Source organism: Bartonella sp. TT67HLJMS (assembly GCF_042193375.1).
Classification (GTDB): Bacteria; Pseudomonadota; Alphaproteobacteria; order Rhizobiales; family Rhizobiaceae; genus Bartonella; species Bartonella grahamii.
The window spans coordinates 162,215-176,145 of the sequence record NZ_JBHILP010000001.1; the positions used below are offsets into that span (position 1 = coordinate 162,215).

Annotated in this window: 5 protein-coding genes; 2 read left to right on the plus strand and 3 right to left on the minus strand. The window is 37.4% G+C overall.

From position 1 onward, the window contains the following. Window positions 1-373: 373 nt before the first annotated feature. Together ACFIJQ_RS00575 and ACFIJQ_RS00580 are read right to left on the minus strand one after the other, a co-directional pair. Window positions 374-5,032, minus strand: coding sequence for a translocation/assembly module TamB domain-containing protein (locus ACFIJQ_RS00575; RefSeq protein ID WP_375627996.1), 4,659 nt, complete (start codon window positions 5,030-5,032; stop codon window positions 374-376). After that, window positions 5,032-6,996, minus strand: coding sequence for an autotransporter assembly complex family protein (locus tag ACFIJQ_RS00580; RefSeq protein ID WP_375627997.1), 1,965 nt, complete (start codon window positions 6,994-6,996; stop codon window positions 5,032-5,034). Before ACFIJQ_RS00580 ends, ACFIJQ_RS00575 begins: the two co-directional genes overlap by 1 nt. 407 nt (window positions 6,997-7,403) lie before the next feature. Here ACFIJQ_RS00580 and ACFIJQ_RS00585 point away from each other — a divergent pair, with 407 nt between their 5' ends. Further along, entirely contained in the window at window positions 7,404-8,936 is a 1,533-nt protein-coding gene (locus ACFIJQ_RS00585; RefSeq protein ID WP_273787517.1) for a YifB family Mg chelatase-like AAA ATPase, read from the plus strand. An 11-nt stretch (window positions 8,937-8,947) separates the two neighbouring features. On the opposite strand, the gene ACFIJQ_RS00590 is transcribed toward ACFIJQ_RS00585, so the two are convergent. Beyond that, window positions 8,948-9,853: a transporter substrate-binding domain-containing protein gene (locus tag ACFIJQ_RS00590; RefSeq protein WP_375627999.1), complete on the minus strand. Its 906-nt coding sequence runs from the start codon at window positions 9,851-9,853 to the stop codon at window positions 8,948-8,950. Between the two features lie 1,535 nt (window positions 9,854-11,388). Between ACFIJQ_RS00590 and gyrB the strand changes: the two genes are divergently transcribed. After that, on the plus strand, window positions 11,389-13,821 hold the full coding sequence (gene gyrB / locus ACFIJQ_RS00595; protein ID WP_375628001.1) for a DNA topoisomerase (ATP-hydrolyzing) subunit B: 2,433 nt from the start codon (window positions 11,389-11,391) through the stop codon (window positions 13,819-13,821). Window positions 13,822-13,931: the final 110 nt, after the last annotated feature.

Here is a 13,931-nt window from a genome sequence, read left to right on the forward strand (position 1 = left end):
TAATAAATACTTATACCTTTATTAACAATGGTAGTATGGATTTTATACCATTCATAAGAGGTACTTTATATCATTTCACAAGCAATCTTATGAAATAGGCTCAAGCGCACACTGAGAAATGTTTCTTTAAAACAAGCACATGAATTTGCAACACAATAGTGTTATATTTTGGAGTGTTCTGTTTGGGGGGCTATTCATTATAAGAAAAGTGATCTCATTCAAAAACACAATAAACAAAAATCGAATATTTCAGATATATTTCTTCACGCCTCAAAAAATCTTCTTCTTTTATAGGATTTCTAGTCTATGTCTCCTTCCTCAGATTTAGAAATGAGAGACAAAAAATGAAGAATTTGTTTTTTAAATTAAATCTTTAATAATCTCTTTCATAAAAGAGACCAATACTAGAATTTTGTTCATTTCCTATGGCACCTTTAGCTTTGAGATGACGCGAAATATCTAAATTAATTGTCCCTTTCGTCGTTCCATCGGACCCTGCTTCAAAGCCCAAATAAATATTATTGTGTATGTAGCGTCCAATACGTAAGCCTGTATTACCTTTCTCATTAACGATAACATCAAGATCATCAAGCCCAATTTTAGTTCGTAAAGTATTCAACAAAGATGTATTAGAAGCACCTGCAAGATCAGCCGCTGCTGCTGCAAGTTGAGCAATCTGAAATGGTGATAATTCATTAAGAGAGCGATTAAAAATCAAACGCGCCAAAATCTCATCCTGAGGCAAATTCGGTTGTGAAGAAAAATTAATATCAAGATTATCAATCGTCCCACTTACAGTTACAGTGACTTGAATATCACCACTGTTATTGTTGGTTACAAAATAAACCGTAGGATTAAGATTACCGCTAAAACTCGCTTGTCCTTGATCAAAATTAAGACGTTGCGAAAGAATATCAAAACGTCCACGAATCATTCTAAATTCACCAACTGGATGCACATCATTCAATGGACCTGCTAGATTAATGCGTCCTCCCAGTTCAGCATCTAACCCTTTTCCGCGTACAAAAAATTGATTGCGTGCTGTAATACGCATATTTGATAGCACGACAGATGAAGACTTTTGTGTAACTATACGGCTTTTGCTTTTGTCCGTGTTCTTAACATCAGCACGTTCAAGTGTTGTTTGAATCGATTTAGTTAAATTCTTATTTCTAACATCAAGAAACTTGGCACTTTTAAAATTATCAGGAACAAAAACTTCAGCTTTTTCAACGATGATATCACCACCAAGAACAAGATCATTTAAAAAATGACCTGTCATTGTCATCTCACCTGATAATGTTGCCAGAATCATAGAACCATCATTATAATTGGCATTATCAAGATGAAATATCAAATCTGTCTCTAGATCATTAGAGATACGACCTGAAGCAGAAATTCTCCCCCCCTCAAACGAAGAAGCTGAAGCTTTCTCTATAAGGATATGATCACCGTTCAATTTGCCTTCAAGCGTTATATTATTCAACCCTACATTTGTTTGTGAATCAAAAAAGCTACCGTCGCCTATAGAAATATTTCCTAGCAATTGTGGCTTTGACAACGCCCCATTAAGAGCTGTATCAATTCTTGCTGTACCCGTTATATGTGCACCACGCTTGGCTAATAAGAGATTAACAAAATCAAGAGGCATTATCCCTTTAACGTTTAATTTTGCCTCTGAACCATTAAGAGATACAGGCCCATGGATGGAAAGATCTAATCCTTTATCTCCAGTAGCTATCATATTTTCAATATGAAAAGTCGATTTTTTATAAGAACCACGAGCATTTATATTGATTGACATTGGTCCTTTATGCGTCATAGCGGTTAAATTTTGACTAGAAAGCTCAAAATGAGCAGATGGATCCTTCATTGTTCCACCAATATCAACTTTGCCTATCATTGCCCCGTCAAGCGCTTGTCCTGCAATAAAACCATTTGCCAAACGTGCAGATAAATTTTGCAAATTAATATGAAGATCAAGCTTATTTTTCTCTAGAGATACATGCCCCTGAGCTTGTGCTTGTACTCCTTCTCCTGTTAAATTTGCATTTAAAGTAAGATTTTGATCTACAGTGTTTCCCGTAGCAGAAAGAGAAAAAGGCATAATTTTTTTATCTTGAAAAGCAACGGTTGTCAGTCCCTCACCTTTTATATCGTAAGTTATATCAGGTTTTTTTAAATGACCACGAATCATAACATGCCCTGTTACACTCCCTGCTGCTCCAAGATCGGCTTTCCACAGATTGACTAAAGTAGCAGGAAGCGCATTCATTGTAAGTTGCAAATTCAGGGTATCTTGAATATTCCCTGCTAAGATGATGTTGCCTCCATTTATTGCAATTCCTAATTCATTGATTGTCATTCCATCTTTATCAAAAGCAATTATGGATGGTTTCAGCAATGTTGCATGAAAAGTATGTTGTTTTAGATCCACAGTTTCAATTTGCACTTCTCGTTTTATACTTTCTGGAAGTTCCTCAACCATTAAACGACCAGAAAGCTGTGCATTGAGAGTATCATGCAACATCGCTTGGACAGTAAAAACCGTTTGTCCATTATTTCTATCGGCGTGAGCATTTAAACGATTGACCATTATCAAAGGTGTTTGAATATGTTCTGCATTGATAACTCCTTCAAACTGTGTCATGCCAAAAGGATCGAATATGTCAGCATCTATTGCCAATTTTTTGATTTTATTCTTGGAAAAATTCAAATGGCTAACATGCGCCTTCACATTGGTTTTTTGTCTGCCATTTTGTTCATCAAAAATAAAATCTCCTTTTACTTTTCCACTACCATCCTGCAAAAATAACGCTGAAAGTACGGAAATATCATCGGCATCAATATGCAACGCTCCTTTCAAAAACCCCCCAAGTTGTTGAGAAAGAGCACCCGTTATTTTTGCACTTCCCCCTCTAATATCGATATTTTCAAGTTTTCGAATTTTATGAGAATCTTTAAAAGAGGCCGATAAATGCAAAGGTTTCTTAGCAAAAATTCCTTCACCTTTTACCCTCCCCGTTAAAGCAGTAACTGGTGCTGTATTATCTACAAGTACATCTATGTTAAATGTTGTGTTTTGAAGTTTCTTCCCTACGATTAATGCTTCAGCAATATGGGCACGTGTATTTAGTTTTATATGGCTATTGCGCCCTCTCGCCGTACTTTCAATCGTAAGCGCACCGCTTATCTTTGGATCTAATTTGGACAAATCAGATATTTCAGCAGATAGATCCATTTTAGCGCTTTCATCTGAAAAATAACCATTAGCCTTTATGTTTGTATATTGATTTTTCAAATTAAAATGACGAAAAATGAAACCCTTCGTATTTCGAGTAGCACCACCTGAAAGAGTGATGTTTCCTTTGAATAAACGATCAAAAGACTGCACGCCTATTTTCATATCGTCAGCCATTCCTGATAATTGGAGATCAAAAATGCCACTCAATAAATTGATCGTTCCTTTGGCTTTAATATCTGCACTACCAGAAAGTGATTGTTTACTGAACACTTCCAAAGGAGTTAATGTTTGAGCTTTTAAACCGAGATCGCCTTTAAAAACAAAACCCTCCATTGTCCCTTTTAACCAAGAAGAAAAACCCTGAGCCGTAACACTCAGATCATGAATCAAAATTGGTTTATTCGAAATAATATCCGTATCTAAATGCACATGAACCGCTTGGCTTAAATTTTCTACTAACGCTCCCTTAATTTTTTTAACCCCTTGAAGCGTCCCTTTAACCTGAACACCAACATGACGAGAAGCTGCATTATCAAGATTTTCGCTTACTCCTCCCATATCAAAAATTGCATCGCGAATATAAATATTTTTATTGCTTAAATGGCCTACAACCAACCGCCCATTCCAAGATTGTTGCCCTTCGCGACCATAGTCAATGTTCAAAGCAAGAGTATTGGCAGGTTTTGGCACTTCTGATACAGGTAAATGAACAGACTCCTGTTCGTTATCAAGAGCCATTTTGCCATCAACAAAAAGCCGCCGCAAAAATCCATCGGCAGTTATTTCAGCATTGGCTATAACATTCATTGCTTTGCTCTGAATAACCATCTGATCAAGGTGTGTCACACCTTCTTTTGTTCTTCTTGCCTTTGCTTTTAATGTTATATCAGATTCGAAGAGACTACGATATTGAGAAGGTATTAAAGGGCTCAGTGTTCCCTCTAGTTTCGTAGAAAAACTGTGTCCTTCTGGAACACTTGCAAGAATAACATCACCTTCTAAAATAGAATGATGATCGGACTCTAAAGAAAGTTTGATAACCAAATCATCAAAAGTACCATCACCTTTCACGACGAGATTTAGTGCTGGACGTTGTTCAATGTTAAAAATATTCGCCAAAATACCATTTTGTGGTTCGTTAGCAGAAATATTAATTTGAGCTGTACGATTACTATCAGATATCTTGGTGAGAATAGAAAAAGAACCCGGTGCATCTAAACGATGCGCCGCTATATCGACATCAAAATTACCACTAGCTAAAGTGAAATTACCTTTTAAGGACATATCAGCAGAAAAACCAAAAAGATTCTGTTCAAATGTCACATGTTGAGCTGTGAGCTTATTGATAGAAAGAGCAAGCGGCAATTTTGGTAAAGAGAACTTACCCGTCTCTAGGGAAGAAACAAAAGAAGAATTGCCTTGCGGCTTGCGTAAAAATGTAATCTGTTCTGCCGAAAGCTGGTTAATATCCATCCGCCCTCTCAGCAACGCTAGACGATTCCAATCCATTTTAGCATTGGTAATTTTAAGCCAAACCCCTTTTTTATCACTGACAGTAATAGCATCAATTGATATTTGAGAAGACAGTGTCCCTTGCATATTGTGTAAACGAACTTGACGATTGGGTGCTGAAAGCTTTCGTTCAATTAAAGAAACAAACCATGAGCGATCATCTGTTTTCATTTCGCTAGAGGGAAGAGTATCTCCTCTTTGCGCAAAAACAAAACCACCCACCCCAAAAAACAAAAATACAAAGAAGAAAGCTGATAAATGTACACCTTTTTTCATTAAAATGCTTGCCCTATACCCACATAAAAACCAATGCGAGGATCACCCTTCTCTCTCTTTAAAGGAAAGGCTAAATCAACGCGTAAAGGACCAAGACCCGTCATATAACGACCTCCTATACCGGCTCCCCATTTAATTTTTTGAGAAAAATCAAAATTCGCCTTTTCCCCTACTAAACCTCCATCAAGAAAACCGACAAACCCTATTTTATCATTTAAAGAAACACGCAATTCTGCCGATCCCTCAACAACTGCCCGTCCACCAACAACCGCATCATTTTCTGTTTTGATACCAATATTACGGTAAGCATAACCACGAACAGAGCCCCCACCACCAGCAAAAAAAAGCGTATTCGCGGGGATTTGTGCTGTATCATTCCCAAGAATTGTACCAAGCTTTGCCCGCGTAGCAAAAACAAAACGATCCCCTTCATCCAACGCCCAATAAGAACGACCTTCTGCTGTTACTTTTGCAACAAAGTTGCTAAAACGCATCTCATAAAAAGGCTCAATGAAAACTTCACCATATAAACCTTTTGTTGCATTAAGCTTATTATTACGACTATCGTAAATCAAACCGCTAGGAAAACCTATTGTTGTAAAATTACGGCTCCCAAAATAAATATCACGTGAATAACCATTTGAAACTTCTACAGCAGCCTGTCCCGATAGATTACTATTGAAAATATGCGTAATCCCTAATCTTCCTTTGATGGCTTTTGTCGTATAATTTTCTAGAACATCTTGTTGTATTTTTAATTCTGACCTGAGATCTGTATCTGGCGTGAGTACACCAGGCTTTATAAACGTACCACCGAAAAGATAATCAAAATTTTTAAAATTATACGATTGCTTTTTATTGCTACCAACACCACTTATTTTTGTTTCAATTTTAAGAACCTCTGCATGACCAAAAAGATTGTTATGCATCCAATAAGCTTCAAAACCAGCACCATCTAATGTTGAATAGCTACCGCCTACACCAAAACGACGCGGTTTACGTTCTTGTACAACAAGTGAAAGCGGTAAAGTGCCATCTGGATTAATGGTATCAGCCTCACGTATATTGATAGCGCGAAAAACACCAAGGCGCGCAAGACGTTCATTTGCCTTCGCTAACGCATCGGAATCGTATTTCTGACCTTGCTTCAATCCGGTCATCCATGCGATATAAGCTGAATCTACACGTGGTTTATTACTTATATTACGCACACTTAAAGGACCATAATGAGCCTTTTGTCCAAGATCAACAACAATCCGTCCTTCAACACGCAACGCAGCATGATCAGCCACGACCTCACTTTTCATAATTTTAGCTTTAGCATAACCTTGTTGACGCCATCCTTCTATCGCCCATTTTTCTGCTTTCAAAATGGTTTCAGATTTAGCAATAGCCCCAACTTTATAGCCCAATTCTTCAATTGTGGGCATTTTATGCGCTTTACGTTTTTCAAACGGAGCTACTTTATCAATATCTGCAATACTAAAAACATATTGTGGACCGGCATTAATTGTAATAACAATATTGGATTGTGCTGGAAGTTGAGTTACCGGACTTAAATCAGCGACTTCTAAGCCATTAATTTTAATACTAATAACACCACCGTAGCGTCCATCAGCATAAAGAGCAGAAAGAATTGCTCGATAATCTGAACGCGCCTTGGCTAGCAAACCAGAAGAACTGGCGGATGCTTTCTCTTTATCAGCAACAAGAGAAGAAACAGATTTAACTATTTTTATACCTTCTAATGGCGCGCCTGGCGGTGCAACAACATCAACTTTATAAAATCTCTCTGTACTTTTGGCATAATTTGAAGGAGAATTTGTTTTCTTTTGACCAAAAAAAGGTATGCCGAAAAAATCAAATGCAGCAAGTGGCTGTGGAAAAGCAAAAGCGAAACACAAGCCTATAAATACACAGCGCACAGTCCCTGATTTTAACAAAATTCTTGCCTGGTATACCATAAAATCAGATACCTTATAATACACTTTGCATCTACTATACTTTAAATAATATAAAAATAAGAAAGGTAAATGTGATTACTTTGCACATTTTACACGTTTTATCACATCAAATAACACTCTGCGATACATAACGTCACCCTCCCCTTATATTTTCATAAAATTTTGCACTGTTGTATAACACGAACAGCCTCATTCTTTTTTCTTAACATATTTATTTAGCTTATTATAAATGTTTTATTGCGTCCCATACTATCATGGTTAAATTTGTACAAATGACTTTCCATGAGAACGCTAAAAAACTGCCTATGTATGTAGATCTCTCTATAAAAAAAACCATAGAGATGCTTCTTGATTTTTATGCATAGATATGATTGTCTCTACAAAGTCTGAAGGGGGAAAATAAATAAATGATCGCACGTGTTACAACTGTTGCTTTTCGCGGTCTAGAAGCAGTCCCTGTCGATGTACAGGTTATGATTTCGTCTGGTAAAATAGGAATGGCTATTGTTGGATTAGCTGATAAGGCAGTTGCAGAAAGCCGTGAACGTGTGCAAGCAGCCCTTCACGCTTGCGGACTTTCTATGCCTACTAAACGGATTACGATTAATCTTGCACCAGCTGATTTGCCTAAAGAGGGCTCGCATTATGATTTGCCAATCGCCGTAGGCTTAATGCTTGCTATGGGAATCCTCCCTCCTGAAGTAGCACAAGACTATATCATTTTGGGAGAATTATCACTGGATGGTTCACTTACCGCTGTTAATGGTGTTTTACCAGCTGCCATGACAGCTTTATCACTCGATAAAGGACTGATTTGTCCCTTCCAATGTGGGCCTGAAGCTGCTTGGGCAAATGCAGAAATAAATATTCTTGCCCCAGAGACTCTGCTCACTATAGTCAACCATTTCAAAGGAACCCAAATTCAAAAACGTCCACAACCGCGCCAATATACTATCGAAACTGAACTTCCAGATCTTTGCGAAATCAAAGGACAGAAAACAGCCAAACGTGCCTTAGAAGTTTGTGCTGCTGGACGCCATAACCTTTTGTTTGTAGGACCTCCTGGTGCTGGGAAATCTATGTTAGCGCAACGCTTACCTTCCATTTTGCCACCTCTTGATAGCCGTGAGCTTTTAGATGTCTCTCTGATTGCTTCTATTACAGGAGAAACGGTTCATAATACCATTTCACTTCATTGCCCCTTTCGTTCCCCACATCATTCTGCTTCCATGGCTGCAATGATTGGTGGGGGACTTAAAGGACGACCGGGAGAGGTCTCCCTTGCCCATAATGGTGTGTTATTCCTTGATGAATTGCCTGAATTTTCTCCGCAGGTTCTTGATTCTCTTCGTCAACCCTTAGAAAGTGGGGAATCGGTTATCGCCCGCGCTAATCACCATATTAGCTATCCTGCTCGCTTTCAACTCATTGCCGCAATGAATCCTTGCCGTTGTGGTATGGCAGGCGAAAAAGACCATGTTTGCGCTAAAGGAATACGCTGTCAAATCGATTATCAGTCCCGTATTTCTGGTCCTCTGCTTGACCGAATTGATTTACGGATCGATGTCCCTGCTTTGACAGCTATGGACCTTATGCAACCAGAACAATCAGAAAAAAGCTGCGATGTTGCCAAACGCGTCGCACGATGCCGTACCATTCAAGCTAAACGTTTTGCAACAATGGGGTTTGATCATATTCGCACCAATGGCGATTGCCCTGCCAAAATTATAGAACAGATTGCCATTCCTGATAAAAGTGCGACCATACTCTTACGAGATGTAAGTGAAAAAATGCACCTCTCTGCACGCGCTTATCATCGCATTCTCAAAGTTGCACGCACAATTGCTGATCTTGACGAATCAGATAATCTTTCACGCTATCATCTCGCAGAAGCTATTTCCTATCGACTAGGCACAGAAAGACTAACAGCTCTTAATTAAAAAACTATACATCAATAAAAACTTATTGGAAAATACCGCAAATAAAGTTCTGTAAGTTTACCATCCTCTTCTAGAGATTTCAGCGCATAATTGAGTATATCAACCAATTTTTCATTCTTTTTTGCAACAGCAAGCTGCATTCCTTGTCCCAATAACTGTGGCGCCATATATGCCCCCCCAACAAAATGACAGCAATCAACAGATTTTTGTTTTTTAAACCATAACGATAAAGAAAATCCATCATCAAAAATAAGGTCAATTTTACGCTCTTGTAATGCTTTATAGAGTTCTTCTCTCTTTTTAAATCCTTGCCATTTTGCTTTAGGAAAATAATGATGAAAGAGCTTTTCGTGAATACTTTTAGACAAAACACCACTGGTTAAATGTACCAATTGATCGCTTATTGGCTCATCGAGATTTAAAAGTCGAGAAGCAACAAATCGCGCTGGAAAGCGCAAATATGACTTTGTAAAAACAAGATCTTGCCGGGTTTTACTTGTTTCTTTTAAACCCGCAATAATGACTTCTGCTCCACCATTTTTAACATGTTCTACAAGCTCTTTCCAAGGAATTACTTCTACTTCACAAAGCTTTTCTAATTTTAATTTTGAGCAAATAGCGCGCAATAAATCGATATTATAACCTGCAAGATGCCCCGTTTGATCAAGGAAATTAAAAGGAGGAAAATCAAAAGTTGTTACAAAACGCAAACGAAGGATATCCGTTGTATCTGGTTGTACCAAATGTTCATGCGAATCAAAAAAAGAAGGTAACCTTTCAGCTCCCGCGTAAGAGGAAAATAGAATCCCCCCTGTTACAAATAAAGTACGAATAAAAATATTGTATGGATTATTGAATAAAAAGTACCGTAAACACAATTGAAGATGTTTTACATATATAGATTTTTTTATTTTCAAAATCTCTCCCCCATTTTTCAAAACTAAGACGCAACTCTTCTCGATTATTATCTAATGCTCTTCACCAAAATATCTGGCGTTTAATAAATAAAATTCTTGCTATTTTTAAAAACCATTGAAAATGCCTAAGCTTTTGGTGTTAATTTTCCCAAATGAATATATAAAAATGTAATTTTAGAGAAAGGCGATTTGATTTTTTAAATATAAGAAATAAGCTGTAGATACTTTAGTGGCATACTCTATTTTATCAAAATATCCCGCGTATCTTAAAATATTAATATACTGATTTATAATGATAATTTATATGTTGAATAAAAAACGTTATTTCAAATCTATTTATATTGAAAACATCAAAACCATTTTCTTGCGTATCACAACCAGAGGGAGCATATAGATACTATTAAAGAAAAGAGTAAAAATACCCTTCAAATGCCGAGGGTTTTCTCAACATTAAGGTTGCATCAACATTTAAGAACCGGAAAATAAAATGATGATGCTGGTTTGCGCCTTATTGTCAATATGGGCAAAATGAGGGACATGAATCTTGTAGTATTCACAGGGTGTTTTGCGTTATACTATTCAAACATCGTTGTAAAATGAGTTTAGGAACATTGAGAGATCTTTCTTAAAGAAGCGCGTGAATAACAGCGCAATGGTGTTTTGTTTTAAATGAGGGACGTAACCTCCATTATAGGAATGAGAAAAACAAAAGCGTAAGACAATGCGTCATCACCCTCATTATTTAAAAACATCGCCGTAGACGTTTTTAAAAGTTTTAAAACTGAATATAAAGAACGATAGTGGAAACGTGCTTTTACATTTACGCCTTTACTATTTTCCACATTTTAAAGATGACACAAACCAATATACACAGTCTAATATACACAGTATTTTCTCCTCAATCTAACATACAAAAGTTTGAGCTGCTTAGAGAGCTCGTAACCTTTGTTTTAAATATACGGCAGCATTAGAATTGAAAATTGATTTATGGATAAAACAAGTAAAACCTTTGTTAGTCTAACACAAAAATGCATAACTAATTTTGGAACATTACGCATATGCAAAAATAAACAAAATAAATAGCATCATTATTGTAAAAGCTTAATTGACCTCATCCCCACCCTCAAAGGAAAAGGATTCCTATTAGCGTTGACGTCTAGACAATCCTGCTTCTCTCGACTAATTCCTCGGGGCTATCCACTCATGCGCTTCATTTAACTAAAGATTATACAAAATTTAACTAAAGATTATACAAATCAACCCTGCTCCGAATATTCACCACGCACTTTAAAAATACTTAATGTATCAAGGCAGTGCTTACTTTCCTTATATCACCGCCCTAAATGACGGAGTTTTACGATATAACAGTACAATCTCATTTCATCATTCTCTTCATTATATATCGACAGATATTGAATCTAGTTCTGATATACGGTAAATGTTTAATGTGGTTATTCCATAAATAACTGATCAGAACATTGAGCTTAAAAAAGCAGATGAAATATTGTAAATTGAACACAGGAATGGACTAACTTATGAGTGATGAAATAACCTCAGCGGCACAAAGTGATGATTATGGCGCTTCTTCTATCAAAGTCCTCAAAGGTCTTGATGCTGTACGCAAACGTCCTGGTATGTATATTGGTGATACTGATGATGGATCGGGTTTACACCATATGGTCTATGAAGTTGTAGACAATGCTATTGATGAAGCTTTAGCCGGTCATGCTACTCTTGTAAACGTCACACTCCATGCTGATGGTTCTTGTTCTGTTCGTGATAATGGACGTGGAATTCCGACAGATATCCACCCAACAGAAGGTGTTTCTGCAGCTGAAGTTATTATGACACAGCTTCATGCCGGCGGAAAGTTTGATCAAAACTCTTATAAAGTTTCAGGTGGATTACACGGTGTTGGCGTCTCTGTTGTGAATGCATTATCCGTTTGGCTTAAATTGCAAATCAGACGGAATGGTAAAATTCATGAAATATCATTTACCCATGGAGTGGCTGATGCTCCATTAAAAGTTATTGGCGATTGCGATAAAGAAAGTGGAACAGAAATCAGATTTTTACCAAGTTCTGAAACTTTTACTATGGTTGAGTTTGATTTTGAAACTTTGGAGCGCCGTTTACGGGAATTAGCCTTTCTAAATTCTGGGGTTTATATTCTCCTTGTTGACGAGCGTCATGCTGATACTAAATCAGTTGAATTGCATTATGAAGGTGGATTAACGGAGTTTGTCAAATATATTGACCAATCAAAAAAAGCTCTGCTTGATAATCCTATTTACATTGCAAGTGAAAAGGATGGTATGAGCGTTGATGTTGCCCTATGGTGGAATGATTCCTATCATGAGAAGGTCTTGTGTTTTACCAATAATATTCCTCAGCGTGACGGTGGAACTCATTTGATAGGTTTTAGAAGTGCCCTTACGCGTCAAATTAATGGCTATGCTGAATCTTCAGGTATTGCTAAAAAAGAAAAAGTAAACTTAACCGGTGATGACTGCCGTGAAGGATTAACAGCTATTCTTTCTGTCAAAGTTCCTGATCCAAAATTTTCTTCACAAACAAAGGATAAGTTAGTCTCTTCTGAAGTGCGCCCTATTGTTGAAAATTTGGTCAATGAAGGTCTTTCAGTGTGGCTAGAAGAACATCCTCATGAAGCAAAACTTCTCATTAGTAAAGTGGTAGAAGCTGCAACGGCACGTGAAGCGGCACGCAAAGCACGTGAACTCACAAGACGAAAAGGGGCGCTTGATATCACTTCTTTGCCAGGAAAACTTGCCGATTGCCAAGAACGTGATCCTGCAAAATCAGAAATCTTTATTGTCGAGGGGGATTCGGCTGGCGGTTCAGCAAAAAGTGGGCGCTCACGTCAAAATCAAGCAATTTTACCCCTTCGTGGTAAAATTCTCAATGTTGAACGAGCACGTTTCGACCGCATGCTTTCATCTGATATGATTGGAACACTTATTACAGCTCTTGGAACGTCTATCGGTAAAGATGAATTTTCACCGGATAAATTACGTTATCATAAGATTATTATCATGACAGATGCGGACGTTGATGGAGCCCATATTCGTACTCTGCTGCTCACTTTCTTTTTTAGACAAATGCCCGAGTTGATTGAACGTGGACATCTTTATATTGCTCAGCCTCCTCTTTATAAAGTATCGCGTGGAAAATCTTCCCAATATATTAAAAATGAAGCAGCATTTGAAGAATTCTTGATCGATACTGGATTAGAAGAAACAGCGCTTGAGCTTTCAACGGGAGAAGTTCGTGCAGGGGCTGATTTGTATCAACTCGCTAAAGATGCTCGTATATTACGTCAACTTTTAGATGGTCTTCATACCCGTTATGATCGTAATATCGTTGAACAAGCAGCAATTGTTGGCGCTTTTAATCTTGAAGTCTTTGCAACACAAGAAAAAGCGCAAAAAATAGCAGATACTATAGCACACCGCCTTAATCTGATTGCTGATGATATGGAACAAGGTTGGAGTGGACAATATACAGCAGATGGAAACTTATGTTTTGAGCGTATTTTGCGTGGTGTTAAAGATGTTGTTACGCTTGATGTGGGACTTATAAATTCAACTGACGCACGCCAAATTGATCGCATTTCCCAAAATTTTATCGACATATATCATCCTCCTGTTCTTTTACGTCGCAAAGATAAAACAGAGCGTATTTTTGGTCCTATGAGCCTTTTAGAAAGCATTTTTACAAATGGTAAAAAAGGTGTTACTCTTCAACGTTATAAAGGTCTTGGGGAAATGAATGCTGAACAGCTTTGGGAAACAACGCTTGATCCTAATGCACGTTCTCTTTTACAAGTAAAAATTAATGATGCAACCGATGCAGATTCACTCTTTTCTCGTCTCATGGGTGATGAAGTTGAACCTAGACGTATTTTTATTCAAGACAATGCCTTAAGCGTTGCCAATCTTGATATCTAAAGGTACTCTTCTGTTTTTAGCTGTGTAAATGTCGCAGTTTTATACGTTGTTTTTTCGTATTTGAACATTCTCTCTCTATTTCATTTACGATAAAAGAAAAATAAGGAAGG